The sequence below is a fragment of the Streptomyces sp. NPDC101166 genome, assembly GCF_044768125.1.
GTDB lineage: Bacteria > Actinomycetota > Actinomycetes > Streptomycetales > Streptomycetaceae > Streptomyces.
In genome coordinates this window covers 383,774-408,183 of sequence record NZ_JBIWPF010000005.1, presented here as the reverse complement: position 1 = coordinate 408,183, position 24,410 = coordinate 383,774, and the positions used below count along the sequence as shown (strand labels likewise).

The 24,410-nt window shown below is 73.5% G+C and carries 24 protein-coding genes; 10 read left to right on the top strand and 14 right to left on the bottom strand.

The genetic code is table 11. From position 1 onward, the window contains the following. Positions 1 to 64: 64 nt before the first annotated feature. The 3 genes from ACIRS4_RS12785 to ACIRS4_RS12775 all read right to left on the bottom strand — a co-directional run bounded on the left by ACIRS4_RS12785 (position 65) and on the right by ACIRS4_RS12775 (position 3,320). Complete coding sequence (locus ACIRS4_RS12785) at positions 65 to 943, bottom strand: hypothetical protein (RefSeq protein ID WP_404193975.1); 879 nt, start codon at positions 941 to 943, stop codon at positions 65 to 67. Positions 944 to 1,011: 68 nt separating this feature from the next. Continuing rightward, a complete protein-coding gene (locus ACIRS4_RS12780) occupies positions 1,012 to 2,550 on the bottom strand; it encodes a hypothetical protein (protein ID WP_404193973.1) in 1,539 nt (512 codons plus the stop codon). 62 nt (positions 2,551 to 2,612) lie between these two features. Beyond that, positions 2,613 to 3,320, bottom strand: a complete 708-nt coding sequence (locus tag ACIRS4_RS12775) for a GntR family transcriptional regulator (RefSeq protein ID WP_404193970.1) — start codon at positions 3,318 to 3,320, stop codon at positions 2,613 to 2,615. A gap of 81 nt (positions 3,321 to 3,401) precedes the next feature. Here ACIRS4_RS12775 and ACIRS4_RS12770 point away from each other — a divergent pair, with 81 nt between their 5' ends. Genes ACIRS4_RS12770 through ACIRS4_RS12760 form a run of 3 tightly spaced genes read left to right on the top strand, consistent with a single transcriptional unit; the run spans position 3,402 to position 5,679 of the window. Then, positions 3,402 to 4,160, top strand: a complete 759-nt coding sequence (locus ACIRS4_RS12770; RefSeq protein WP_404193967.1) for a LamB/YcsF family protein — start codon at positions 3,402 to 3,404, stop codon at positions 4,158 to 4,160. Continuing rightward, positions 4,157 to 4,783: an allophanate hydrolase subunit 1 gene (locus ACIRS4_RS12765; protein ID WP_404193964.1), complete on the top strand. Its 627-nt coding sequence runs from the start codon at positions 4,157 to 4,159 to the stop codon at positions 4,781 to 4,783. The genes ACIRS4_RS12770 and ACIRS4_RS12765 overlap by 4 nt, the downstream gene beginning before the upstream one ends. Next, entirely contained in the window at positions 4,780 to 5,679 is a 900-nt protein-coding gene (locus ACIRS4_RS12760; RefSeq protein WP_404193961.1) for a biotin-dependent carboxyltransferase family protein, read from the top strand. Before ACIRS4_RS12765 ends, ACIRS4_RS12760 begins: the two co-directional genes overlap by 4 nt. A 114-nt stretch (positions 5,680 to 5,793) precedes the next feature. On the opposite strand, the gene ACIRS4_RS12755 is transcribed toward ACIRS4_RS12760, so the two are convergent. Next, the gene (locus tag ACIRS4_RS12755) at positions 5,794 to 7,215 is read right to left on the bottom strand and encodes a HEAT repeat domain-containing protein (protein ID WP_404193958.1); all 1,422 of its coding nucleotides are present in this window, start codon (positions 7,213 to 7,215) and stop codon (positions 5,794 to 5,796) included. Positions 7,216 to 7,525: 310 nt separating this feature from the next. Beyond that, complete coding sequence (locus tag ACIRS4_RS12750; protein ID WP_404193956.1) at positions 7,526 to 7,933, bottom strand: ankyrin repeat domain-containing protein; 408 nt, start codon at positions 7,931 to 7,933, stop codon at positions 7,526 to 7,528. A gap of 261 nt (positions 7,934 to 8,194) precedes the next feature. Here ACIRS4_RS12750 and ACIRS4_RS12745 point away from each other — a divergent pair, with 261 nt between their 5' ends. Together ACIRS4_RS12745 and ACIRS4_RS12740 are read left to right on the top strand one after the other, a co-directional pair. Then, positions 8,195 to 8,389 (top strand): hypothetical protein, encoded by a 195-nt coding sequence (locus ACIRS4_RS12745; RefSeq protein ID WP_351097402.1) that lies wholly within the window; start codon positions 8,195 to 8,197, stop codon positions 8,387 to 8,389. A 67-nt stretch (positions 8,390 to 8,456) separates the two neighbouring features. Further along, complete coding sequence (locus ACIRS4_RS12740) at positions 8,457 to 10,025, top strand: hypothetical protein (protein ID WP_404193953.1); 1,569 nt, start codon at positions 8,457 to 8,459, stop codon at positions 10,023 to 10,025. 219 nt (positions 10,026 to 10,244) lie between these two features. On the opposite strand, the gene ACIRS4_RS12735 is transcribed toward ACIRS4_RS12740, so the two are convergent. Further along, the gene (locus tag ACIRS4_RS12735) at positions 10,245 to 11,750 is read right to left on the bottom strand and encodes a PLP-dependent aminotransferase family protein (protein WP_404193951.1); all 1,506 of its coding nucleotides are present in this window, start codon (positions 11,748 to 11,750) and stop codon (positions 10,245 to 10,247) included. 99 nt (positions 11,751 to 11,849) lie between these two features. On the opposite strand from ACIRS4_RS12735, the gene ACIRS4_RS12730 reads away from it, so the two are divergent. The 3 genes from ACIRS4_RS12730 (at position 11,850) to ACIRS4_RS12720 (ending at position 13,992) form a co-directional block, all read left to right on the top strand. Next, positions 11,850 to 12,506, top strand: coding sequence for a YitT family protein (locus ACIRS4_RS12730; protein WP_404193949.1), 657 nt, complete (start codon positions 11,850 to 11,852; stop codon positions 12,504 to 12,506). After that, complete coding sequence (locus ACIRS4_RS12725) at positions 12,503 to 13,270, top strand: glycerophosphodiester phosphodiesterase (protein ID WP_404193946.1); 768 nt, start codon at positions 12,503 to 12,505, stop codon at positions 13,268 to 13,270. Before ACIRS4_RS12730 ends, ACIRS4_RS12725 begins: the two co-directional genes overlap by 4 nt. A gap of 347 nt (positions 13,271 to 13,617) precedes the next feature. Beyond that, complete coding sequence (locus ACIRS4_RS12720) at positions 13,618 to 13,992, top strand: RNA polymerase-binding protein RbpA (protein ID WP_020128921.1); 375 nt, start codon at positions 13,618 to 13,620, stop codon at positions 13,990 to 13,992. Positions 13,993 to 14,097: 105 nt separating this feature from the next. Here the strand turns inward: ACIRS4_RS12720 and fxsA are convergent, their stop codons facing one another. From fxsA to ACIRS4_RS12700, 4 genes are all read right to left on the bottom strand, one after another. Beyond that, positions 14,098 to 14,637 (bottom strand): FxsA family membrane protein, encoded by a 540-nt coding sequence (gene fxsA / locus ACIRS4_RS12715; protein ID WP_404193944.1) that lies wholly within the window; start codon positions 14,635 to 14,637, stop codon positions 14,098 to 14,100. A gap of 46 nt (positions 14,638 to 14,683) precedes the next feature. Further along, complete coding sequence (locus tag ACIRS4_RS12710; protein ID WP_404193941.1) at positions 14,684 to 15,568, bottom strand: polyprenol monophosphomannose synthase; 885 nt, start codon at positions 15,566 to 15,568, stop codon at positions 14,684 to 14,686. Between the two features lie 586 nt (positions 15,569 to 16,154). After that, positions 16,155 to 17,771, bottom strand: coding sequence for an amidohydrolase (locus ACIRS4_RS12705; RefSeq protein WP_404193938.1), 1,617 nt, complete (start codon positions 17,769 to 17,771; stop codon positions 16,155 to 16,157). 107 nt (positions 17,772 to 17,878) lie between these two features. Beyond that, entirely contained in the window at positions 17,879 to 18,319 is a 441-nt protein-coding gene (locus ACIRS4_RS12700; RefSeq protein WP_130444603.1) for an Lrp/AsnC family transcriptional regulator, read from the bottom strand. A 274-nt stretch (positions 18,320 to 18,593) separates the two neighbouring features. Between ACIRS4_RS12700 and ACIRS4_RS12695 the strand changes: the two genes are divergently transcribed. Further along, complete coding sequence (locus ACIRS4_RS12695; RefSeq protein ID WP_404193936.1) at positions 18,594 to 19,031, top strand: hypothetical protein; 438 nt, start codon at positions 18,594 to 18,596, stop codon at positions 19,029 to 19,031. 413 nt (positions 19,032 to 19,444) lie between these two features. On the opposite strand, the gene ACIRS4_RS12690 is transcribed toward ACIRS4_RS12695, so the two are convergent. From ACIRS4_RS12690 to ACIRS4_RS12675, 4 genes are all read right to left on the bottom strand, one after another. Next, entirely contained in the window at positions 19,445 to 20,617 is a 1,173-nt protein-coding gene (locus ACIRS4_RS12690; protein ID WP_404193933.1) for an acyl-CoA dehydrogenase family protein, read from the bottom strand. Positions 20,618 to 20,739: 122 nt separating this feature from the next. Further along, positions 20,740 to 21,405: a TetR/AcrR family transcriptional regulator gene (locus tag ACIRS4_RS12685; protein ID WP_404193931.1), complete on the bottom strand. Its 666-nt coding sequence runs from the start codon at positions 21,403 to 21,405 to the stop codon at positions 20,740 to 20,742. A 107-nt stretch (positions 21,406 to 21,512) separates the two neighbouring features. Next, positions 21,513 to 21,656 carry an SCO1431 family membrane protein gene (locus tag ACIRS4_RS12680; protein ID WP_404193928.1) on the bottom strand — a complete coding sequence of 48 codons (144 nt, stop codon included), beginning with the start codon at positions 21,654 to 21,656 and terminating at the stop codon, positions 21,513 to 21,515. 165 nt (positions 21,657 to 21,821) lie between these two features. Then, a complete protein-coding gene (locus ACIRS4_RS12675) occupies positions 21,822 to 23,279 on the bottom strand; it encodes a peptidase C39 family protein (protein ID WP_404193926.1) in 1,458 nt (485 codons plus the stop codon). Between the two features lie 214 nt (positions 23,280 to 23,493). Here ACIRS4_RS12675 and ACIRS4_RS12670 point away from each other — a divergent pair, with 214 nt between their 5' ends. Continuing rightward, the gene (locus ACIRS4_RS12670; protein ID WP_404194044.1) at positions 23,494 to 24,114 is read left to right on the top strand and encodes a uridine kinase; all 621 of its coding nucleotides are present in this window, start codon (positions 23,494 to 23,496) and stop codon (positions 24,112 to 24,114) included. The last annotated feature ends 296 nt before the right edge of the window (positions 24,115 to 24,410 follow it).

Genomic DNA, 24,410 nt, shown 5'->3' with positions numbered 1-24,410 from the left:
CTCTCGTAGGTCTTCGGCAGATCGGTGGGGGGGGGCGGGCCAACGGGTTTCGGGCCCGGGTGCTTCAGGAGTGGAACGGCAGTCCTGCGTCGGCCACCAGCTCCAGGTCGTCGCTCTCCTCGGCGGGCAGCAGCGTCGGCGAGCCGTCGGTGATCGGGACGACGCCCAGCTCCAGCAGCTCGGCCAGGGCGGCGCTCCCGGCCATGTCCCGTACTTGGAGCTGGTAGCGGGCGGTCGTGCGGTAGGTGCCGCCGTTGTCGTCGCCGGTGCGCTGGAGGAATCCGGAGTCGGTGAGGAAGGCGACGGCCTTGCCGACGATCCCGGTCGTCGAACCCGCCAGCCGACGGGCGTCCTTGGTGGCGCCGGTGGCGCTGCGCCGCACCCAGATCCGCCAGGCGGCCTCCAGGCCGGGCGCGTCGGTGGCCGGGTCGGTGTTCTCGCCCGCTTCCGCCGCCCGTTCCTCCAGCCGGCGGCAGGCCTGCCGGACGAAGGCGTCGACGCCGTTGACGCTGACGCGGCCGATGTAGCCGTCGTCGGCGAGGTCCTCGGGACGCGGGAAGGCCATCGCGGCGACGGCGAGATGGGCGAGCCCGTGCAGGAAGCGGTCCGAGCCGTCGGCGGACGTCCGCCGCGCGTAGTCGCCCATCCGCACCGCGAACACGGAGTCCTCGGCCGCGGTCACGGCCATGCCCGCGCGCGGGGACACCTCCAGCACGATGAGTCCGAGCCCGGTGGCCACCGCGTCGGCGAGCCGGGCGAACGCCGGGTCCTCCCGATAGCGCCGCAGCAGTTCGGTGTACTCCTGGTCCCGCGCGGGCTGCGTCTTGGGCTGCAGTCCGAAGGCGACGAGCCGAGCGGCGTCGGCGGCGTCGGCGGGGGTGACGGCGGCGGGCGCCGACGGGGCGGGCGCTTCCGTGTCGCTCCACTCGACGTGCTCGGTCACGGTCTCGGCTCCTTGCGCTGGTGTTCGTCCATACGGTTCCCGGCCCGGCGTCCGGGTCTCGGCCCTGCTCATGCCGCTTCCGTCCGGTCGGCGGCCATGCCCGCCGCGTCGAGCAGCGCCGTGCCCACTATCAGGTCGGCCCCGCCGAACTCGGGGTCGTCGAGCTCGGCGCCGTCGTCCACGGCGAACAGCAGCTTCTCCTCGCCCTGCCGGTAGGCGGTGCCGACCGCGGGGCTCGCCGCGTGCACCGCCAGCAGCGCGACCAGGTAGGGCAGATCGAGGTCACCGGTGCGCCGCGCCTCGGCCAGCAGTCCCGACAGTCTGCGCGGCGCGTCGGCGGGCAGGTCGAGCAGTTCCCTGGCGGCGGCGAGCTGTTCCTCGCTGAACCGGCTGTCGTCCGGGGTGGCGATGAGGTCGGGTTCGGGCATCTCGGCGCCCAGGTGCTCCCGCTCCACGGGCGGCGTCAGCAGCAGGTCGACCAGGTCGCCCACGCGCACGGACACGGGGGTGCGCAGTCCCGTGCCGCGCGCGAAGAACGCGTCGGTGACGCGGACGGCCTCTTCCAGGGGCAGCGGCAGCAGGGGGGCGAGGAGATGGCCGTACAGGTCCGTGCCGGAGGAGGTCATCGGTGTGGCGAAGGCCTGCCGGTCCTGCTCGGCGCGGAAGAGGGGGCCCGCCTCCAGCAGCCGGGACTGGAGCTGGGTGTGCCGCCGGATGCAGTCCTTGACGATGTCGACGAGCTCGGCTGCCCGCCGCTTGTTGTCGGCGTCCTCGATCTCGTCACGCGCTTTGCGGATGTTGGTGAGGATCGCGTTCTCGTGGCGGTACCGGTCGGCCACGTGGTCGAGGGCTTCGGCGATCATGTCGGGGACGGTGTGGAGCCAGTCCACCGCGCGTACGTTGCGCCGGGTCGCCTCCAGGGCCCTGCGCAGCGTCTCGGAGTACTGCACGGTGCGGTAGCGGGCCTGTTCGGCGGCGAGCTGGGCGTCGGCGAGACGCCCGCGCCGGATGAGGACCTCCAGCTTGACCTCGGCGGCGATCTGGGCGCTGGTGACGTCGGTGTCGAGGGCGCCGACCAGGACGTTGACCGCCTCGTCGGTCGTGCGGAGGTAGACCGCGCCGCCGTAGCCGGGGACCTCCTCGATCAGCTTGAAGTCGTAGTCGCGGCGCACATAGGCGCCGTCGGCCGTGAAGGTGCCGTACACGGCGCGGAAGCCGCGGTCGACGCTGCCGACGTTGATCAGGTTCTCCAGGACCCAGCGGGCCACGCGCTCGTGTTCCTCGGCGGGCCGCGGCGGGGCCTGCGCGGCCACGCGCGGAACCAGGCGGGCGACGATCTGGTCGTGGTCGGCGCCGGTGTCGAAGTCCATGTTGAGGGTGACGAGGTCGATGGCGGCGAGGGCGATCTCCGCCATGCCGTACACCGAGTACTCGCCGGCCAGGTTCGCCTTGCGCGCGTCGAGGTCGTGGATCGGGGCGGTGCAGGCGAGCGCGCGCAGCCGCCGCGCCAGCCCCTCGTCGGCGGCCGGGCCCGGCGCCGGGCGCGGTCCCGCGCTGAGCTGGGGCGGAACACGGTCCGTCGAGTCCGTCGGTGCAGGCGAAGTCACGGTGCACAGACTAGGTCCTCGGTCTGACAACGACCCAAACGACGGGATGCCGTCAAGGGCGCTCAGCCGGCGGCTCGTCCTTCGTCGCCGACTCTGCGCCGGTACACCTCCACGATCCGCCGCAGCGAGTCCTGGAGATAGACCGCGAGCAGTTCCTCCGCCGCGGCCTTGTCCCCGGACTCGAGCGCCTGGAGGATCCGGCGGTTGCGCGCGAGGTACGGCTCGTGCAGCCGGTGCGGGTCGTCGACGACGTGGAAGGCGAGCCGCAGTTCGGCGAAGACGCCGCGCATGAGTTCGTCCGTGCGGGCACTGCCGGCCAGCGCCACCAGCTCCTGGTGGAAGTGGATGTTGGCGGTGCCCAGACCCTTCCAGTCGTTCCCGGCGGCGGAGCCCTGCCCCTCGGTGACGGCCGCCCTCAGGCGGTCCAGCCCGTACGGCGGCTCCCCCAGACCACGTACGACGGCGCACTCGACGAGGGCGCGCGTGCGGTAGATGTCCTCCACGTCCTCCACGGTCAGGACGCGGACGAAGACGCCCCGGTTGAGCTCGTGGACGAGCAGGCGTTCATGGGTGAGCAGGCGGAACGCCTCGCGCAGCGTGTTGCGGGAGACGCCGAGCGCTCCGCCGATGCTGTCCTCGGACAGCCGGGTGCCGGGCGGGAAGTAGCCCTCGGCGACGCGGCTCCTGAGGATGTCCGCGACCCGCTCGGCCGTGCTGGTGCGCCCCAGGAGGGCGCGGTCGTCGGCCAGTCCCGCCAGCTGCTCTGCCATGCCCGGAATTCAATCGCAGGGGGGTGAACGAGACAACAGGGGTATTGAAGGATCGTTCAACGATCCTCTAGCTTCGTAGGTATGACCGCGATCGATCTGAACGCCGACCTCGGAGAGGGCTTCGGCCGCTGGCAGCTCACCGACGACGAACGCCTGCTGTCCGTGGTGACCAGCGCCAACGTGGCCTGCGGCTTCCACGCGGGGGACGCGCCCACCATGCGGCGGGTGTGCGAGCTGGCGGCCGAGCGGGGCGTGACGATCGGCGCGCAGGTCTCCTACCGGGACCTCGCCGGGTTCGGGCGGCGTGCGATGGACGTGCCGTCGGCCGAGCTGACCGCCGAGGTGGCCTACCAGATCGGCGCCCTGGAGGTCTTCGCGCGGGCTGCGGGCGCGCGCGTGGCGTACGTCAAGCCGCACGGCGCGCTCTACAACCGGGTCGTGCGCGACGCTGAGCAGGCCGCGGCGGTGGTCGCCGGAGTGCTCCTCGCCGGCTCCGCGCTGCCCGTGCTGGGGCTGCCCGGCTCCCGTCTGCTGGAGCTCGCCGCGGAGGCGGGCCTGCCGGCCGTCACGGAGGCGTTCGCGGACCGCGCGTACACCGAGGAGGGCACGCTCGTGCCGCGCGGACTCGCGGGGGCCGTGGTCGCTGACCCGGACGCCGTGGTGGAGCGGTCGGTGGAGCTGGCCCGGTCCGGCACCGTCGCCTCCCTCGCGGGGCCGCGCATCGACGTACGCGCGCGTTCCCTGTGCGTGCACGGCGACACACCCGGCGCTGTGGAGCTGGCCCGGCGCGTCAGGCTGCGGCTGGAGGAGGCGGGCGTGCGGGTGGAGGCGTTCGTATGAGGGCGCTGGCCGTCGGCGTGGACGCCCTGCTCGTCGAGGCGGCCTCGGGCGAGGAGGCCCAGGCCCTGCACGCGGAGCTGCTGCGGCGCCGCGCGGAGGGCTCGCTCGTCGTCCGCGAGATCGTCCCCGCCGCGCGCACGGTCCTCCTCGACGGCCTGGCCGACCCGGTCCGCTGGGCCCGCGAACTGACCTCGGCCGCCGTCCCGCCCGCTCCCCCGCGCTCGGGGACGGTGATCGAGCTGCCGGTGCGCTACGACGGCCCCGACCTCGCCGACGTGGCCGCCCACTGGGGCGTCCCGGAGCGCGAGGTGGCGCGGGTCCACGCCGCCACCGAGTTCCGGGTCGCGTTCTGCGGCTTCGCCCCCGGCTTCGGCTATCTCACCGGCCTTCCGGCGCGCTACGACGTACCGCGCCGGGTCACTCCGCGTACAGCCGTCCCGGCGGGTTCGGTGGCGCTGGCCGGGCCGTACACGGGCGTGTACCCGCGCTCGTCGCCGGGCGGCTGGCAGCTGATCGGCACCACGGACGCGGTGCTGTGGGACCACACACGCGTGCCCGCGGCGCTGCTCACACCGGGCGCACGCGTGCGTTTCGTCCCGACGGGACGGGAGGGCGTCGTATGACCGTTCGCGCGCTCGCCGTCGTCCGCGCGGGGGCGCTCACCACCGTCCAGGACCGCGGCCGTCCCGGACACGCGCATCTGGGCGTGCCCCGCTCGGGCGCGCTGGACGCGCCGGCGGCGGCGCTCGTCAACCGGCTGGTCGGCAACCCACCGGACGCGGCCGTGCTGGAGACGACGCTCGACGGCTGCGCGGTGCGCCCCCGTTGCCCGGTCACCGTGGCCGTCGGCGGCGCGCCCTGCGCCGTCACGGTGGACGGCCGGCCCGTCGCCTGGGGCGCGCCGGTGCAGGTGCCGTCCGGGGCGCTGCTGGACGTCGGACCCGCCCTCACCGGGGTGCGCGGCTACCTGGCGGTGGCCGGCGGCGTCACCGTGGAACGCGTCCTCGGCAGCCGTTCGACGGACCTGCTCTCGGGCCTGGGCCCCGCACCTCTCACGGACGGCGCGGTGCTGCCCTTGGGACGGCCGCCCGCCCCGTACACACGCGTGGACGTCGCCCCGCAGCCGGCGCCGCCGGCCGAACTCGTCCTGCGGGTGACATTGGGCCCGCGCGACGACTGGTTCACTTCGGATGCGGTGCGCGCGTTCACCACGCGCGTATACCGCGTGTCGGCGTCGAGCAACCGGATCGGGCTGCGCACGGAGGGGCCGGCGCTGGAGCGCGCGAGGGCCGGCGAGCTTCCCAGCGAGGGCATGGTGCTGGGTGCGGTCCAGGTGCCGCCGGACGGCAGGCCCGTGGTCTTCCTGGCCGACCATCCGACCACGGGGGGCTACCCGGTCATCGGTGTCGTCCATCGCCCTGATCTGGCCCGTGCCGCCCAGGCGGTCCCGGGAACGCCGACCCGCTTCGTGGCGGTGCGCCCCCGTCTCACCGCCCGCCGGACGACCGGGGCCCGATAGAGCGCGGAGCGCCCGGCAGGCCGGGCGGCGTCCATCTCCGCCCGGCCTGCCGGTCACCGCCCGTTCACCCGGCGGACGGACGTCCGCCGATCGGCCCTGTCGCCGGGGCCGTCGTCACATCGCCGAGGCCGCGTCCGGTCCGATCCTGCTGCGTACGGCCGTCTGGACCTCGGCCTCCTCGGCCGGATCGGCGGCGAGCCGACGCAGCCGCTCGACGACCCGTGCGTCGCCGGTCTCGGCGTGCCGGGCGGCGATCTCGCGGGTGGTCTCCTCGCAGTCCCACAGGCATTCGACGGCGAAGCCGGCGGCGAAGGAGGGGTCGGTGGCGGCGAGGGCGCGGGCGCAGCGGCCCCGCAGATGGGACGAGCCGGTCTCGCGGTAGATGTGCCGCAGCACGGGGGCCGCGCACACGATGCCGAGCCGCCCGGCGCCGTCGACGAGGGTCCACAGGGTCGGGGCGTCGCAGCCCTCGCCGCGGACGGCCTCGCGCAGGGCGCCGAGGACGAGGTCGCCGTCGTGGGCGCCGCCCCGGCAGGCGAGCACACGGCCGGCGGCGGCGCCGAGGGCGTCGGGCCGCTGGACCCAGCCGCGGGCGCGGTCGACGGCGGCCGCCACCCGCATGCGTTCGAAGGCGTCGACGGCCGCCTCCACCACGGCCGTCGAGCCCGTCACGACGGCCTGTTCGATCAGGTCGAGGGCGCCGGGATCGTCGCTGTCGGCGAGATAGCGCAGGGCGGTGCACCGGGCGCCGTCGCCGCCGTCCCGTGCGGCCCGCACGATCTCCGGCCGGTCATCGGGGCCGGCCACGGCGGCCAGACATCGGGCCGCGGGGACATGGAGCGCGGCGCCCCGGTCCAGGCCCTGCTGGGCCCAGTCGAAGACGGCCTGGACGCTCCAGCCGGGCCGGGGCCCGGTGGGCCTCATCTGCCGCTGCCACCGGTCGAAGGAACCGGCTTCCTGGGCGGCACGCACACGTGTGGAGACGTACTCGCGCGGGTCCTCCGCCCACAGCCGCCACGGCCGTGGCTCGAAGGCGTCGCGTACGGCGACGACCAGTTCGGCCTCGCCCTCGGCGTCGGTGGCGAACCTCGCGAGCACCGGGGCGGCCAGGGCGCGCAGGCCGGCGTCGTCGTCGCGCAGGGCGAGCTCGTCCAGGGCCCAGGCCCAGTTGGAGCCCGAGGCGGCGTACCGGCGCAGCAGTTCCAGGGCGTCCCGCCTGCCGTAGGAGGCGAGATGGCCGAGGACGGCCAAGGCGAGGCCGGTGCGGGACTCCTCGGTGTCGAAGGCGTCCTCGACGTCGAAGAGGTGCGCCTCGATCTCGTCCAGCTCGCCGCCGAGGTCGAGGAAGAGCCGGGCGTAGTAGAGGGAGCGGTTCTCCACCTGCCAGTCGTGGCGGGGATCGCGCAGCACACAGTGGTTGAGGGCCGCGAGCGCCTCTCGGCGGGGCGCGGTGAGCGCGTGCAGGGTGCCGTCGCCGCGGCCCCGCTGCAGCAGGCCGAGCAGCGTACCGCTGGGCGCTATGACCGGATCGAACATGGGAAACAGCCTCACATCAAGCGTCGACGCAACCGGGGAACACGCGTTACCTGGCCACGTGACAACACGTCGGGGCGCCCGCCGTCTCTTGCTTGTTGTAGACCATCTCTCTCTGCCTCTCGTCGGTGGCCCATGCGGACCGTGTCACGGCCCGCGCGGTGCGGCAACACCTGCCCATCCGTCGCGTCCGTGAATCACGACGTCATGATGACCCGGCTGTTCTGCCTGCCGCGACCGATATTTCCGGCGGCTTCGTACCGCCTCCCCCGTGTTCGTCGTTCTGTCCGGTCGGGAACTTCGTTCCGGCTGCTCAGGAACTGCCGGTGCGGTGCCCCCCGAACAGTTCGAGCAGCTCGGCCCGGTCGAACATCCTGGCCGTGTCGACGGCCGAGGGGGTGCCCGCGGACGGGTCGGCCCCGGCCTCGACCAGGGCCTTGACGACCTCCGTCTCACCCTTGAAGACGGCTCCGGCGAGGGGGGTCTGGCCTCGGTCGTTGATCCGGTCGGCCTCGGCGCCGCGGGCCAGCAGGGCCCGTACCGCCTCGGCGTGGCCGTGGTACGCGGCGAGCATCACGAGCGAGTCGCCGCGGTCGTTGGTGAGGTTGGCCGGAACGCCCGCGTCGACGTAGGCCACAAGCGCCTCGGTCTGTCCCTGCCGGGCCAGCTCGAAGATCTTGCTCGCCAGCTCCACGACCTCGGGGTCGGGGGCTTCGGTCATCGTCGGACCGCCTCTCGTCACAGCCGTTCAGGTGAATCGCCAGGGTACTGGCTCGCCCGGCACATGACGGGCCGCGCGAGAGGCAAAGATCACGGCGAGACCCGTTCGACGCAACTCCGCTGCTCAGACCCCTCTTCGGGGCTTCCGCCGACCGGGCGAAATCTCCCGGAATTCACCCAGTTGCACCTTTAATCGTATAGATACATCCTGTGATCCTGGAAGTACTCATGGTGACTGTCCCCACGAACCAGGAGAGCCCAAATGATCCTGTCCATCTCAGGTGTGGTCCTGCTCGGCATCATCGTCTTCCTGTTCTTCCGCAAGGACGGGCTCAAGGCGTCGCACGCCCTGGTCTCGGCCCTGTTCGGCTTCTACCTGGCCAGCACCGCCATCGCCCCCAGCATCAAGGCGGGCGGCGAGAGCCTGGCCGGACTGCTGGGCGGCATCAAGTTCTGACGCCGCCCGGCTCCGCCGTCCCGTCCCCGCCGTCCGATCCGTCCGTACGCACCTCCAGGAGACCGCAGTGGCCCGGCGCCCCCTCCCCCGCATCCTGAGCACAGGCAGCGCGCAGATCGCCCGGAGCCGGGAGCTGGCCCGGACGGCGGCGGACAGCGCCACCGACATCCTGCATCCGCTGATCACCGTCGCCCGCGGTCTGCGCCGGCTGGCCGCGGTCGGCCGGCTCAAATGGGCCGAGACCCCCAAGGACCGGCGCGGTCCGCTGCTGTTCCTGGCGGCCTCGGTGGTCCTGGTCGTGGCCCTCGTCCCGTACGGCCCGCTGCTCGCCGTCATCGCCCTGATGGCGGCGGCAGCCTGGCAGGGCAGGGACCGCACCCCACCGGTCCCCGAAGGCCCCGACGAGTCGCAGACCCAGCGACTCCAGTCGCTGTACGAGGCCCTCGTCCCGTACTTCTCGACGGCCGACGACCCCGCTCCCCTGTACGCCCACGGCGGCGACTGGGAGAAGGCCTTCCCGGAGTACGAGTTCGACGGGTCCGGCCGCGTCGCCCACCTCGCGGTCCATTACCCGGCGTACTTCCCGGACGGCGAGGCCGAGCCACGCGCGCGCGTGGAGCACCTCCTCGCGGCCAAGTCGGGCCGCGGCCGCGAGTACCTCTTCGACTGGGACGAGGAGGGCAACGCACTCACCCTGCGCGTCCTCGCCCCGCTCCCCACCGACATCGCCGCCCAGCGTTTCGTCACCGCCCCCGGTGAGACGGTCCTGGGCTTCACCGACCCCTCCCACGTCCTGCGCACCCTGCCCCTCGACCACGGCGAGGAGCGGCGGGACGTGCCGCCCGTCGTCTGGCGCACCGGCGTCCGCTCCACCGAGCCCCACCTCCTGGCCGTCGGCCAGCCCGGCAGCGGCACCTCGACCCTGCTGCGCTCCCTCGCCCTGCAGGCCCTCCAGCACGGCGACGTCCTGATCGTCGAGGGCGGCGGCACCGGCGAGTACGCCTGTCTCGCCGGCCGGGACGGCGTCCTGGGCGTCGAGGTGGGACTCGCCGGAGCGCTGGCCGGCCTGGAATGGGCCGCACAGGAGACGGAGCGCCGGCTGATCGCCGCGAACCAGGCCCGCCAGGAGGGCCACGCCCCGCCCGACGACGTCAAACGCCCGCTGTGGATCCTCCTCGACCGCCCCACCGCGTTCACCCACCTCGCCGAGGCGGACGGCCGCGAGGACCCGCAGTCCCTCCTCCGGATCCCGCTGCGGCACGGCCGCGCGGCCTCGGTGACGGTGGTCGTGGCCGAGCAGTTCGACAACCTGGACGCCCTGAGCGAAGCGGTACGGCAGCACACGCGCGCGCGGGTCGTCCTCGGCCCGGCCTCGGGCAGGCAGGTGGAGGCGATCCTCGGCGCGCCCGCGCACACCACTCCCGTCGACCACGTCCCACCAGGGCGCGGGTACGCCCGGCTCGGCGCGGGACCGGTGCACCGCCTCCAGGTCCCGGCGACCCCGGACCCCTACGACGACGCGACGAGCGAGGCCCACCGGCAGGCGGTCCTCGACCTGCTGCCGCCCCGCTCGACCCCGGCGGACTCCGAGACCCTGCCGGTCCCGGCGGAGGCCGTGGCTCTGGAGAGCTCGTAAGGACACGGACGGGGCCCGCCCGCACCCTGAGGGCTGTCCCGTAATCCCTGGTGGATCAGCGTGCGGCGTCGGATGCGGTGCATCGCAAGGCGGAGGAACGTCCGCATACTGGATGTATGCGGACGTCCCGACAACGCGGCGAGGTGCCGTAGCTGTCGTCGCACGCCCGCCAGGGATTACGGGACAGCCCTTAGCCGCACCGGCCCGGCCAGGCCCCGTCTACGCGACGAACGTGCGCGGGCCCTCGCCGCCCGCCGTCCCCCCGCTCTCGACGATCCGGGCCGCCGCGGCCAGCCGCCCCGCCGCCTCGTCGGCCACCGCGCCCCCCACGGTGAACGGCAGCCGCACATAGCCCTCGAAGGCGCCGTCCACTCCGAAGCGCGGTCCGGACGGCACCCGGACCCCGACCCGCTCCCCCGCCTCGGCGAGCCGCGACCCGGACAGCCCGCCGGCCCGCACCCACAGCGTCAGCCCGCCCCGGGGCACCTCGAACTCCCAGTCCGGCAGCTCCCGCCGCACCGCGGCGACCAGCGCGTCCCGGTTCTCCCGGGCCTGACCGCGCCGCAGATGAACGGCCTGCTCCCAGCCCCCGGTGCTGAACAGCCAGTTCACCGCCAGCTGCTCCAGCACCGGAGTGCCCAGGTCGGCGTAGGCGCGCGCGGCGACCAGGCTGCGGATGACGTCCGGAGCCGCCCGCACCCAGCCGATGCGCATCCCGGCCCAGAAGGCCTTGCTGGCCGAGCCGACGGTGATCACCGTGGACCCGGCCGGGTCGAAGCCGCACACCGGGCGCGGCATGGCGGCGGCCGCCTCCTCGTCGAGCCACAGCTCGCTCATCGTCTCGTCGGCGACCAGCACCGTGCCCGCCGACCGGGCCGCCTCCACCAGCCGCCGCCGCTGGTCCTCGTCGGCGAGGGCGCCGGTGGGGTTGTGGAAGTCGGCGACGACGTACGCGATGCGCGGCGCGGCCTCGCGCAGGACCTGCCGCCAGCGGTCCAAGTCCCACCCGGTGAGCCCCTCCGCCATGGCGACCGGGACCAGCCGGGCCCCCGCCTCCCGCATCAGCTGGAGGATGTTGGCGTACGACGGCGACTCGACGGCGATACGTTCGCCCCGCCCGCCGAACAGATGGCAGATCGCGTCGATGGCGCCCATGGCGCCGGTCGTCACCATGATCTGCTCGGGCATCGTCGGGATCCCGCGCGCGGTGTAGCGTTCGGCGATCATCGCCCGCAGGGCGGGCAGCCCCGCCGGGTAGTCGCCGTGCGTGTGGGCGTAGGGGGGCAGCTCCTCCAGCGCGCCCTGCACGGCGCGGGTGAGCCACGGCTCGGGGGCCGGGAGGGCGGCACAGCCCAGGTCGATCATCGAGCCCAGGGTCTCCGGCGGCAGCGGTTCGAGCCCGCGCGCGGGGACGGGGTTCCCCGCCGGGACGGCCGTCCAGCTGCCCGCTCCGCGCCGGGACTCCAGGAACCCCTCCGCGCGCAGCGCCTCGTAGGCGGCGGCGACGGTCGTACGGCTGACGGACAGCGCCAGGGCGAGCTCCCGCTCGGCGGGCAGCCGGGCCGCCACCGGGACGCGGCCTTCGAGGACCAGCAGCCGGACGCCGTCGGCGAGGGCGCGGTAGGCGGGCGGGCGGCGCGTGCCGGGGCCCGCCGGACGGTCCTGCTGGGAGTTGAGCAGCCGCGCCAGCTGCGCGGCCCCTACCGCGGAGGTCCACTGCGCCATGATTACCAGTCCACCTTCCCCGAATTGGCCATGGATGGAGTTTCCTCCCCCGCCACAGAGTGTCATGAGTCAGGCCACTACCACCACCAGGGGGACCACTTGTTCGCCAACGGCCACCATCTCGTCCGACGACTGGTCCAGCTGTACGCCGGCCTCGCCCTCTACGGCATCAGCTCGGCCATGCTCGTCCGGTCCGGCCTGGGGCTGGAGCCGTGGAACGTGCTCCACCAGGGGCTCGCCGCACACACCGGCCTGTCCATCGGCACCGTCCTGATCATCGTGGGCGTCATCGTGCTGCTCATCTGGATTCCGATGCGGCAGCGCCCGGGGCTCGGCACGGTGTCCAACGTGATCGTCATCGGGATCGTGATGGACGGGGCGCTCGCCGTCATCCCCGAGGCGCACGGTCTGGCCGTGCGCGTGCCCGTGCTGGTGGCGGGGGTCGTCCTGAACGGCGCGGCGACGGGCAGCTACATCGCGGCGCGTTTCGGGCCGGGGCCGCGCGACGGGCTGATGACGGGGCTGCACCGGCGGACGGGCCACTCGATCCGGATGATCCGCACGGCCGTCGAGATCGGCGTCGTGGCGACCGGTTTCCTCCTCGGCGGCACCGTGGGCGTCGGCACCCTGCTGTACGCGCTGTCGATCGGTCCCCTCGCGCAGTTCTTCCTGCGGGTGTTCGACGTGCCCACGGCATCGGGCGGCAGCACGGTCGTTGCCGCGGGGTCACCCAGGGGAGCGATACTGCGTCCGTGACCGTCCTCCTGCGCCACCCGTACCTCGACCATCCGGGGCCCATCCCCTTCGCCCACCGCGGCGGGGCCGCGGACGGCCTGGAGAACACCGTGGCGCAGTTCCGGCGCGCGGCCGAGGCGGGCTACCGCTATATGGAGACCGACGTGCACGCCACGCGTGACGGCAGGCTGGTCGCCTTCCACGACGCGACGCTGGACCGGGTCACCGACGGAGCGGGCCGCATCGCCGAGCTGCCGTGGACCGAGGTGCGGCACGCGCGCGTGGGCGGCGCGGAACCGGTCCCCCTCTTCGAGGAGCTCCTGGAGACCTTCCCCGAGGTGCGCTGGAACGTCGACCTCAAGGCGGAGACCGCACTGCGCCCTCTGCTCGATCTGATCGCACGGACCGACGCCTGGGACCGGGTATGCGTGGGCTCCTTCTCCGAAGCGCGCGTGGTGCGCGCGCAGCGGCTGGGCGGACCCCGCCTGGCGACCTCGTACGGCACCTGGGGCGTGCTCGGCCTGCGGCTGCGGTCCTGGGGCGTGCCCGCGGCGCCGCGCCGCTCGGCGGTGGCCGCACAGGTGCCCGAGGCCCGGTCGGGCATCCCGGTCGTGGACCGCCGTTTCGTGCGTGCCGCCCACGCGCGCGGACTGCACGTGCACGTGTGGACGGTCAACGAACCGGATCGGATGCACCGGCTCCTGGATCTCGGCGTCGACGGCATCATGACCGATCACATCGACATGCTGCGCGAGGTCATGCGGGAGCGGGGCGTGTGGGCCTGATTCCCGGATCCCGCAAGGGGCCCGTCCGGCGGATCGAGTCGTGGGAATCCGGTACCCGAGAAGATTTAGCGCTCAACGCCAAAGGGCGGTAGTGTACGCGTTTGGCCTGCACGGCGTACCGTTACTGCGCGTCAAAGATGCCGAAACGCTGGGTGACATCTGCTTTCAGATGTGACAAACCGGGCGCCTGTGGGTACTGCAATGGTTGACAAGGCTGCGGCTACGACGGCGACGCATGACCCGGAACGGGACACGGAACGGGAATCTTTACCGCCGACCGGACGTTGACCGGATGACGACGACAGCGACACCTGTCCTGTGGGCGACAAGCCCGGGAGGCACGATTCATGAGTGAGCGAGCTCTTCGCGGCACGCGCCTCGTGGTGACCAGCTACGAGACGGACCGCGGCATCGACCTGGCCCCGCGCCAGGCCGTGGAGTACGCATGCGAGAAGGGGCACCGCTTCGAGATGCCCTTCTCGGTCGAGGCGGAGATCCCGCCGGAGTGGGAGTGCAAGGTCTGCGGTGCCCCAGCACTCCTCGTGGACGGCGACGGCCCTGAGGAGAAGAAGGCCAAGCCCGCGCGTACGCACTGGGACATGCTGATGGAGCGGCGGACCCGCGAGGAACTCGAAGAGGTCCTCGAGGAGCGGCTGGCCGTTCTGCGGTCCGGGGCGATGAACCTGGCGGTTCATCCCCGCGACAGCCGCAAGTCCGCGTGATCCTGCGCGGCTGAACACAACGACAGCGGGCGCCGCACATCTTTCGGATGTGCGGCGCCCGCTGTCGTCGTATGTGCGTTCCGGTCGGAGGTCGGACCTCCGGATTCAGAGGTTCTCATCCCGGACGACCTCGCCCTGGACCACCTTGCCGTCCGGGCGGTGGATGCGCGCCTGCTGGAAGGCGTCGCCCAGGACGCCCGAGCCGGCGTCGCGCAGCTTGCGGTCCACGGTGCGCTGTGTGTAGCTCCCGACGGCCTTCTGGACCGGCGGGAGCAGCAGGAGCAGACCCACCGCGTCGGACACCAGGCCCGGGATCATCAGAAGCAGGCCGCCGAGCATCATCAGACCGTTGCCGCCGCCCCGAGTGGGGGCCGTGCCTCGCTGGATCGCCTCGTTCAGGTTCCGGAAGGCGCGCCGGCCGGCCCGCTTGATGACCACCGCGCCGAGGACGAGCCCGGCCAGGAGCAGCACGAAGAGCGCGAACCCGCCGGCCGCGCCCGCGACCACTGACAGCAGCCAGATCTCCAGCACCAGCCACGCGGCGAACCCCAGGGGCAGGAACGTCCGCAGCCGGGAGCGTCGGGGCCGGGGCTGCGGAACGGGCTGCTGAACGGAGTACGCGGGGGTCGGAGCGCCAGTCGTCATGGTTCCAGTGTGCCTGGATGCGGCTCAGAGCGGCATAAGGGGACGATCAGCTGTCGCTGTGCGGCTTCTCGGGCGCCGCCGGGTCCTTCGTCTCGTCGCGCGCCGGCGACTGCGGACGCTGCGGGACGGCGGGTCTTGCGGACTTGGCGGACTTGCCGGCGATCTTGCCGACGCGTTCGCCCACTCCCCACGCCGTGACGCGCCACAGCGCCTCGACGAGGATGTCGCGGCTCATCTTGGAGTCGCCGAGTTCGCGCTCGACGAAGGTGATGGGCACCTCGACCACATGGAAGCCGGCCTTGACCGCGCGCCGGGCGAGGTCGACCTGGAAGCAGTAGCCCTGGGAGGCGACCCCGTCGAGGCCGAGTCCCTCCAGGGTCTCCCGGCGGAACGCGCGGTAGCCGCCGGTGATGTCGCGCAGCGGGAGGTCCAGCGCGAGGCGCGAGTACAGGCTGCCGCCGCGGGAGATCATCTCGCGGGACTTCGGCCAGTTCACGACCCGGCCCCCCGGCACCCAGCGGGAGCCCAGGACCAGGTCGGCGCCCTTGAGCGCGGTGAGCAGCCGGGGCAGTTCCTCGGGCTGGTGGGAGCCGTCGGCGTCCATCTCGATCAGTACGCCGTAGCCGTGCTCCAGGCCCCAGCGGAAGCCCGCCAGGTAGGCGGCGCCGAGGCCTTCCTTGCCCTTGCGGTGCAGCACGCGCACCTGGCCGTCCGCGGCGGCCAGCTCGTCGGCCAGCTTGCCGGTGCCGTCGGGGCTGTTGTCGTCGGCCACGAGGACGTGGGCCTCGGGGACGGCCTTGCGCACCCGGCCGACGATGGCCTTGATGTTCTCCGCCTCGTTGTAGGTCGGGATGATCACCAAGGCCAGGCCGAGCGGGCCGAACTTCCTCCCCCGGTCCTGTGCCGCGAGAGTCCCGTCGCCGTCGTTCACTGCTGCCCCTTCGAGTCCGTACGCAGGGGACCACCATAGTGGCCGCCGCCTGCGATGACATGGCGGGACCTTTCACAAGGTGGTGTCGTTATCCGAAGATCGGGGTAAGTAGGGTCTTTTCGGCTTCTTCGCAGGCGCGCGCCGAGCGTACTGCGTACGGGTGAGTCCGCTGTGCCGCGTCGCTGCGGATGGGGGCCCGGCGCCCTTCGGGCCGACCTGGGGCCCGCTGGCTGCGGGTCGACCTAAAGCCGTTGTCTACTGAGCGCCCGGGCCCCACCCGGGTCACACCTCCCCGACCGGCCGGAAAGTTCCCTCGCGCGCGGCGCGGGCGCTGAGCCTGGCTCCCAGTGACGGCGGCCCGGCGGGGCGCACCGTCCCTGACCCAGCGGCGCCGCGGCGAGTGCGCGAACGTTCGCCGGCGGGGTGTCCGGTGGTGGACCCGGCCGAACCTACCGGCCCCCCGCCGTCAGCTGTCAACAGCCGCCCTACCTGCGGATCTTTGGTCAAAGCGCTGGTCAGCGCGGAGAAGGCGGGATGCGCGCGGCGGCGCGCGGACGGGTGATCTTCGCCGCTCCGCGCGGCCGGATCACTCGCCCGGCCGTACGAACACCGTCCGTCCCGCGACCACCGTACGCAGGCATACGGGCAGGTCGGCCCCCGGGGTGAGGTCGGGCAGGCCGGGCGTTCCCGAGCGGGGGTCGGTGGACCAGCGGGCGACCCGGTCGTCGGGCGCCTGCACGACCAGGTGGTCCGTGCGCCACACCGCGTAGTCCGCGGGCGCGCCGGGCACCAGGACGCCGGCGTCGTCCCGCCCGATCGCCCGCCAGCCGCCGCGGGTGTGGGCGGTGAACGCGGCGCGCACCGAGACGCGGTGCTCGGGGGTGCGGTGGAAGGCGGCGGCCCGGACCGTGCCCCAGGGGTCGAGCGGGGTGACGGGGCTGTCGGAACCGAAGGCGAGCGGCACCCCGGCGCGCAGCAGAGCCGCGAAGGGGTTCAGCGAGCGGGCCCGCTCGGCGCCGAGGCGCTGGGCGTACATGCCGTCCTCGCCGCCCCACAGGGCGTCGAAGGCGGGCTGCACGGAGGCGGTGAGGCCGAGTTCGGCGAACGCGGCGATGGTTTCGGGGGTGAGCATCTCGGCGTGCTCGACGCGGTGCCGGGCGGCGCGGATCCGAGCGAGGCCCACCTTCTCCGCGGCGGCCCGCACGCCCTCCACGACAGAGGTGACGGCCGCGTCGCCGATGGCGTGGAAGCCGGCCTGGAGCCCGGCCTCGGTGCAGGCCGCGACGTGCTCCGCGACCTGGCCTGCGTCGAGGTAGGCCTTGCCGGTGTGGGCGGCGTCGGTGTAGGAGGCGTGCAGGCAGGCGGTGTGGGAGCCGAGCGCGCCGTCGACGAAGAGGTCGCCGGCCGCGCCGAGGGCGCCGAGCGCGCGCGCCTTCGCCACTCCGTCCGTGCCCTGTTCGGCCCAGTAGCCGACGATCCGAGGGCCCGTCTCCTCGGCGGCGAGCCGCAGCAGGCCGGCGAGGTCGTCCTCGGAGGAGATCTCCGGTCCGGCGCACTCGTGCACCGAGCCGATGCCGAGGGAGGCGGCGTGGGCGAGGGCGGCGCGCTGGGCCTCGGTGCGCTGCCCGTCCGTCACGGCCGCGAACGCGGCGGCGCGTACGGCGTGGTGGGCGTCGGCGGTGAGCGGGCCGTCGCCGGGACGGGCGGCGAAGCTCGGGACCAGGTCCAGCAGGGTCGTGGTGACGACGGCCGAGTGGACGTCGATGCGGGACAGGTAGAGGGGGCGGCCGCCGGTCGCCTCGTCGAGCTCCGCGCGCGTCGGGGGGCGGCCTTCGGGCCAGCGGGAGGCGTCCCAGCCGTGACCGAGCAGCACCTTGTCACCCGGCCTGGCCGCGGCGAAGTCCCGTACCCGGGCGAGGGCCGCCGTCAGGTCGGGAGCGGTCGAGAGGTCCAGGCCGGTCAGGGAGAGGCCCGTGGCGGTGGTGTGCACATGGGCGTCGGTGAAGGCCGGGGTGACGAGGGCGCCGTCCAGGTCGACCACCTCGTCGACGCCGTCGGCGAAGGCGTCGGCCGCCCCCTCGGAGCCGACCCAGGCGACCTGGCCGCGCTCTACGACCATCGCGGTCGCGAAGGGGTCGGCGGGGCTGTGGACCTCGCCACGGCGGAGCAGGACGGTCTTCGGCTCGGGGGTGCGCTCACTCATGGGCACCAGTCTCGCGCCTTGCCGGACCGGCCCCGCACACAGGCCCCCTCAGGCGCGCCCCGCCGGTCCGTCCGCCGGTCGCGCCGGGGCCCCGCGGCCGGGCGTCGTCATATCCGCGGCGGCCGGGCCTCGTACGGCGTGGACAGGACGACCGTCGTGCGGGTGGAGACGCCCGCGAGGGCGCGCAGCCGGCTCAGCAGCTCCTCCAGTTCGTGCGGAGTGGCCACCCGGACCTTGAGGATGTAGTTCTCGTCGCCGGCCACGCTGTGGCAGGCCTCGATCTCGGGCACGCCGGAGAGGCGGTCGGCGATGTCGTCGGGCGCGCTGGGGTCGAACGGTTTCACCGAGATGAAGGCCGTCAGAGGCAGTCCGACGGCCTCCGGGTCCACCACGGCCGCGTAGCCGCGGATCACGCCGCGCTGCTCCAGTCGGCGCACCCGCTGGTGCACGGCCGACGTGGACAGGCCCGTGGCCTTGCCCAGGTCGGTGTAACTCATCCGCCCGTCCTTGACGAGCAGCTGCACGATCTGTCGGTCCAGCTCCTCCATGGCGCAAGAACCTACAGTGCGCCCGATCTCCGCGTATACCTATGCAGCCCAGGTCATACGCGGTTCGGGGACGGAACGCGGGGTGTCCGGGAGGCGACGGCGGGGTATGCGGGGAGACACGGGTGCGGGCATCTGCGCATGGCATGTGACGAACGCCACAGCGTACGCCGGGGGTACGTGAGTTCCTCGTGGTTACCGCCGAGACAGGCAGGGAAGTGCTTGCTGTGGTCGAGGCCGCAGTGCCGTCACGGCCCAGCCCTAGGGGGAGAATCCCATGCAGAGTCTTAAGCGCCCTGGTCGCACCGCGCCCAAGCGGCTCCAGCCGGTCGTCGTCGAACCCGAGCCGGAGGGCGTCGAACCCGACGACCTCGCCGACGAGTTCGACGCCTACGACACCTTCGAGATGTACCGGGTGATCTGCCCGGACTGCGCGCAGCCCATCGCGCTGCTGGCGGAGGAGGAGGTCCTGCCGGAGCACGCGCTGTGCGCCTCGCCGTGGAACCCCTTCGGGCTCACGGTCTGCGCCGGCACCGGACGCGCGGCGGCCGAGGCCCGCCAGGCGGACGAGTCGGCGGAGCCCCAGGAGCAGGACGCCGCGCTGCTGTTGACGCTCCCTCAGGGACTCGACTGGCGTACGCAGCCCTTCTCGCACGTCGGCGGCCCGGGTTCGCGCCCCATGCGCGTACAGGTGCTGCGCCGCCAGGCCGCCTGAGCCCCGCGACCCGTCCGGCCGCCTCGACTCCCGCCCACGCCCCGAGCCACGGCATCCGCAGACCGCCGTGGTGCGGGACCGGCATGCCCGCGCCCGTCCGAGACGGCGGCCCGGTGAGGGGCCCCGGCTCCCGGGGGAAAGCGGGCCTCCCCCGGCTGACGAGCCGTGACCTGGAACCGAGGGCGCGCGTTGGCCTGGTATGACCCCCACCTACACGGCGGCACCCGGGCGGCACCGCCAGCTGTTCGTCCCCGCGCCGGCAGGAGCGGTCCCGCCGGCTCCGCCGGCCGTGCAGGACCCCCCGATCTACCGTGACCTGATCCGGGCGTGGGCCGACCGGGGCCGCACACTGCCCGGGCGGCACGATCCGGAGTGGGTGCGGCTGGTGGCCCCGCTGGTGCGGCCGGGGCAGTTCAGCGGGTCTCCGGACCCACTAGGTGACGGGCGATGACCATGCGCTGGACCTGGTTCGTGCCCTCCACGATCTGCAGCGCCTTGGCCTCGCGCAGATAGCGTTCGACGGGGAAGTCGGCGGTGTAGCCGTAACCCCCGAGGACCTGGACGGCGTCGGTGGTGACCCGCATCGCGGCGTCGGTGCAGTGCAGCTTGGCCATCGCCGCCTGCGCCGCGAACGGCCGGCCGGCGTCCCGCAGCCGCGCCGCCGCCAGGTACAGGGCGCGGCCGGCCTCGATCCGGGTCGCCATGTCGGCGAGCAGGAAGCGCAGCCCCTGGAAGTCGGCGAGAGGCCGGCCGAACTGCCGCCGGTCCCGGGCGTGGGCGACCGCCTCGTCGAGCGCCGCCTGAGCCACCCCGACCGCACAGGCGGCGATGCCGAGCCGCCCGGAGTCGAGAGCGGCCAGGGCGATCGCGAAGCCCTGACCGACCTCCCCGACGCGCCGCGCGTCCGGGACGCGCACGCCGTCGAAGTGGATCTGGGCGGTGGGTGAGCCCTTGAGCCCCATCTTCCGCTCGGGCGGCGCGGCGCTCAGCCCTTCGGCGTCGCCCGGCACCAGGAACACGGTGATCCCGCGCGGTCCCTCGCCGCCGGTGCGCGCCATGACCGTGTAGAAGTCGGCGATGCCGCCGTGCGTCGTCCAGGCCTTGACGCCGGTGATCACCCAGGAGTCGCCGTCGCGCACCGCACGGGTGCGCAGGGAGGCGGCGTCCGAACCGGAGGCGGGCTCGGAGAGGCAGTACGCGCCGAGGAGCCCGCCGCCGAGCATCGCGGGCAGGTGCGCGGCCCGCTGCTCCTCGGTGCCGTGGGCGGCGAGCGGGTAGGCGGCCAGGGTGTGGACGCTGATGCCGAGACCGACGGTGAGGCGAGCGGCGGCGAGCTCCTCCAGGACCTGGAGGTAGACCTCGTAGGGCTGGTCGCCGCCGCCATGGGCCGAGTCGTACGGCAGACCCAGCAGGCCCGCTTCGGACAGCAGGGTGAACAGCTCGCGCGGGAAGCGGCCGGCCTCCTCGTCCTCGGCGGCCGTCGGGACGATCTCGCGGCGCGCGATGTCACGGACGACTGCGAGCAGGTCACGGGCCTCGTCGGTGGGCAGCGGACGGTCCACCGGCGGCGGGGAGCGATCGGGCATGGTGACTCCTCTCCTCGCCGGCCGGCCGAAGGCCTCGCGCTGTGAGTATGCCCGCGGGCGGTCGCCGCCGCACGGGCTAAGGGGCGTCGGCGGTCAGCGCACACGGGCCGCGCGGCCCGGTCTCACGCGTCCTCCCTCTGGGCCTCCTTCGGGGCGGGGAAGGCGGGGTCGAGTTCCTCGATCGCGCGCAGGGCGCCGCCCAGGGTCCGCACGAGGAGTTCGCGCATGGTGTCGCGGGACAGCCCCTGGGGGCGGTCGATCCAGTCGAGGGTGGCCCCCTCCACGCTGCACACCCAGGAGAGCAGGCCCATCCGGGGCAGCGAGGGGATGTCGCCGCGGCCGTACGCGCCCTCGGCGATGGTGACCACGAAGGCCTCGCGCACGCCGTCCCGGATGCCGTGCACCTCGGCGTCGAAGCCGACGCCGCCGCTCACGATCGTGCGGTAGGAGGCCTGGTGGTCCTCGGCGAAGCGCAGATAGCCGTCGATCGTGCGGTGCACCCGGTCGAGCTGGGGCAGCTCCAGGCCGCTCGCCGCGAAGGAGACCAGTTCGGCGACGGAGTCCTTGATGATCGCCAGGTAATAGCCGCGCTTGGACTGGAAGTAGTAGTAGATCAGCCCCTTGGCGACGTGCGCCTGCCGGGCGATGTCGTCCATCGAGAGTGCGTCGTAGGACGTGTCGGCGAACAACTTCCGCCCGATGGCTATGAGTTCGGCACGACGCGCGAGTGAGCGCTCGGTACCGCGCGCTCGGGGACGGGCGGCGTCGCGCTGGTGACTGATATTCAACTCGACCCTGGTCTCCAACGGTCGGCGGGACGACGTCAGTATGTCAGGTCGAAGCGTGGGTCAGGTCACACCGGCCACCGACCGGAGGACGGTGCTCCGCGTCGGCGTCAGACCAGTTGGAGCTGGGCCACGAGCATCGCGACGACCACGACGAGGGTCCACCCCAGGACGTGTTCGATGATCTTGGGGCCGTCGTCCTGCGGGCCGCCGGTACGGGCTCGGGCGGGGGCGGTCGCGATGTGTGCGGTCATGGCGTCTCTTCGCTGGCTCTCTGCTGGCGGTGCGGGCGGATGTCCGACTCGATCTGCCCACCTTGCCACCGAAAACGGCTTTTGCGGCCGAGAGCTTGCTCACATGGCCCGCTCGGCTCACATGCGAACGGCCCCCGGCCATGCGCCGGGAGCCGCCGCGCGAGGTCAGCGCACGCCGACCGCCGCCAGCGCCGTACGCTGCGCCGCCGTCGGGCGGGCCGGGAAGTAGAGGTAGCAGACGCCTCCGCTGCCGGAGACGACCTTGCCGCCGGCGTTGAGACGCTTGGTCCGCAGCCACACGTTCTCGAACTCCCGCCGCCGGTAGACGCGCCGCACCGCCGCGTTGGTCGGCGAGGCCGGGTCGTTGGCGATCACGTCGCCGTCCGCGGTGAAGCCGATCACGGTCATCAGATGGCCGGCGGTGCCGTAACCCGCGCCGGTCAGCTCCTCCTTGATGAAGGACTGCGACGTCATGGCCGGGATGCCGGCCGCGATCAGCGTCTCGAGGTCGGTGAGGGAGTCGAGCCGGGTCACCACGCCCTGGAGGCCCTCGAAGGTGGCCGCGTAGGCGGCGTTGAACGGCCAGTTGCCGCAGCCGGCGTACTGGTGGTCGTAGGTGTACCGGGCCGCGTGGCAGACCTGGGGGTCCGCGTAGGAGGGGTCGACCCAGGCCAGCTGGCCGGGGGTGAGGCGGCCGCCCCAGTACTCGATGATCATCTGCGAGGAGGTGGGGCTGCACCAGGCCTCGCCGCCGTCGTCGTACTCCGGGTACTGGCCCTCGTGCGTCTCCTGCGAGTAGCGGGGCACCTCCAGCTCTTGGGCGACGCCCGGCACGGAGGCGGGGACGGTGAAGCGGTCGGGGACGCCGGAGCCCATCGCGCCGAGCCGCCACACCGTCGGGGTGCTCTGCGCGCCGGGCCGGCGGTAGAGGGTCAGGCGCAGCCGGTACGAGACGAGGCGCAGACCGCCGGAGGCGTCGTCGATCGCGACGGTGTCCGTCCAGACGGTGCTCTTGCCGTCGCTCTGCCCGTCCACCGAGGCCCGCTTGACGTCCTGGTCGCCGGACGCCCATCGGCCCATCACGTACCAGGGGGTCTCCGTGCCGTCGGAGTACGTGCCCTCGAACTCGACGGCGATCCAGGTGCCGGCGGGGGTGCTCGCGTTCCAGGAGGCGATCGCCTCGGTCGCCGGGGTCGGGAGCCGGTGCACCGGGGACGTCCAGGTCGCGTACTCCCAGCGGGCGGTGGCCCCGGTGTGCGGGTCGGTGTGGTCCACGACCCCGAGCGGCGTGTCGAACACGGTTCCGGGCCGGTCGCCCGCGACCGCCCGGACGCCCTGGGCGACGCCGGAGCGCCAGTCGTCGTACGTGGTCCAGGCCCGGTAGTCGACGGGGCGGGCGGGGGCCGCCGCCGCGTCGGCCGTCACGGTGGCCGGTTCGGCCGGGTCGACGGCCGCCGCGGACCCGGAGCCGCCCGCCACGGCGGCGACGACCGCGGCGGTGAGGACGGACCTGCGGGAGGGCCTGTCGGTGGCGGACGCGCACCGGTCGGCGGCGTGGGAGAGCTGGTCGGTCCCGCCGGGGTCCTGGTCGGTCCCGCTGAACGGCTGTTCGGCTCTGCTCATGGACGGAAGACTCCCCAGGGGTGCGGGACGGGTCCGGTACGACGGTAGTGCGCCCACTATGGACGCGGACGCCCGGGCCCGCCAGCACCCTCACCCGTGCCACGCCGCCCGGCCCGGCGAGGAGAGACCGAATAGACTCGTACGCCACCGGACCAGCCCGCCCAGGGCACACGCCCCCAGGCACGCCACCGGACAAGCCCTTCCTGGAGCCGTCATCCACCAGCTCGCCGCCCGGCTCCGCCGACTGCCGCCGTCCTGCGGTCCGGTCCGCCTCGTGGGCGTCGACGGGCACGCCGGATCGGGGAAGTCCACCTTCGCCGAGCGGCTGGCCCAGGCCCTCGGCGGTGCGCCGGTCCTGCACCTCGACGACATCGCCAGCCATGACGAGCTGTTCGCATGGACGCCGCGTCTGATGGCCGAGGTGATCGAGCCGCTCCGCCGAGGCGAGACGGCGCACTACTCCCCCTACGACTGGCGCACCCGCCGCTTCGCCCCGCCCCGGCCGCTGCCGCCGGCCCCGGTGGTCCTGATGGAGGGCGTCGGCGCGGGCCGGCGCGCCCTGCGGCCGTACCTGGCGCGGCTGCTGTGGATGGAGATGCCGCCCGAGGAGGCCTGGGCGCGCGGCCGGGCGCGTGACGGAGAGGAGCAGCGGGAGTTCTGGGACGGCTGGGTCCAGGCCGAACTGCGCCATGTCGCCGAGGACCCTTCGCGCCCCCATGCCGACGCGCTGGTACGGCAGTTGGGCGAGGGATACGAGGTGCTGCCGGGGCCCGCCGCACGGTCTGGTCCGGACCACGGTGTCACGCACCGTGAGGACCCGCCTTCGATGTGGTGAACTTGTGAAGGGACTTGCGCTCGAACTTCGCCAAGTGCTCCGACGGCGCTTGACCGGTGGCGCGGGCAGGACTTACGTTCTCAATGTGCGGCAATCGAAGCCGCCCAGAAGACGCGAAGCCCCCGGTTGTTCCCCCGTGATCGGGGGCTTCGTTCTGTCCGCACCCCGTTTCCGCGCCCCTTTTCGAGCGCGATGTGAAGCCGGACTCTCACTCAGCGTCACCGTGCTGTCATGCGCCCCCTCTGCTCCCACCAGGCCGGACGGCCCGTGCGGCACCCTACGGCGGGCCACGCCCG

Coding starts and splice junctions, on each gene's coding strand:
- ACIRS4_RS12775 (WP_404193970.1), bottom strand. CDS start 3,320: ATGGCAGAGCAGCTGGCGGGACTGGCCGACGACCGCGCCCTCCTGGGG.
- ACIRS4_RS12770 (WP_404193967.1), top strand. CDS start 3,402: ATGACCGCGATCGATCTGAACGCCGACCTCGGAGAGGGCTTCGGCCGC.
- ACIRS4_RS12765 (WP_404193964.1), top strand. CDS start 4,157: ATGAGGGCGCTGGCCGTCGGCGTGGACGCCCTGCTCGTCGAGGCGGCC.
- ACIRS4_RS12760 (WP_404193961.1), top strand. CDS start 4,780: ATGACCGTTCGCGCGCTCGCCGTCGTCCGCGCGGGGGCGCTCACCACC.
- ACIRS4_RS12755 (WP_404193958.1), bottom strand. CDS start 7,215: ATGTTCGATCCGGTCATAGCGCCCAGCGGTACGCTGCTCGGCCTGCTG.
- ACIRS4_RS12750 (WP_404193956.1), bottom strand. CDS start 7,933: ATGACCGAAGCCCCCGACCCCGAGGTCGTGGAGCTGGCGAGCAAGATC.
- ACIRS4_RS12745 (WP_351097402.1), top strand. CDS start 8,195: ATGATCCTGTCCATCTCAGGTGTGGTCCTGCTCGGCATCATCGTCTTC.
- ACIRS4_RS12735 (WP_404193951.1), bottom strand. CDS start 11,750: ATGGCGCAGTGGACCTCCGCGGTAGGGGCCGCGCAGCTGGCGCGGCTG.
- ACIRS4_RS12720 (WP_020128921.1), top strand. CDS start 13,618: ATGAGTGAGCGAGCTCTTCGCGGCACGCGCCTCGTGGTGACCAGCTAC.
- fxsA (WP_404193944.1), bottom strand. CDS start 14,637: ATGACGACTGGCGCTCCGACCCCCGCGTACTCCGTTCAGCAGCCCGTT.
- ACIRS4_RS12705 (WP_404193938.1), bottom strand. CDS start 17,771: ATGAGTGAGCGCACCCCCGAGCCGAAGACCGTCCTGCTCCGCCGTGGC.
- ACIRS4_RS12700 (WP_130444603.1), bottom strand. CDS start 18,319: ATGGAGGAGCTGGACCGACAGATCGTGCAGCTGCTCGTCAAGGACGGG.
- ACIRS4_RS12695 (WP_404193936.1), top strand. CDS start 18,594: ATGCAGAGTCTTAAGCGCCCTGGTCGCACCGCGCCCAAGCGGCTCCAG.
- ACIRS4_RS12690 (WP_404193933.1), bottom strand. CDS start 20,617: ATGCCCGATCGCTCCCCGCCGCCGGTGGACCGTCCGCTGCCCACCGAC.
- ACIRS4_RS12680 (WP_404193928.1), bottom strand. CDS start 21,656: ATGACCGCACACATCGCGACCGCCCCCGCCCGAGCCCGTACCGGCGGC.
- ACIRS4_RS12675 (WP_404193926.1), bottom strand. CDS start 23,279: ATGAGCAGAGCCGAACAGCCGTTCAGCGGGACCGACCAGGACCCCGGC.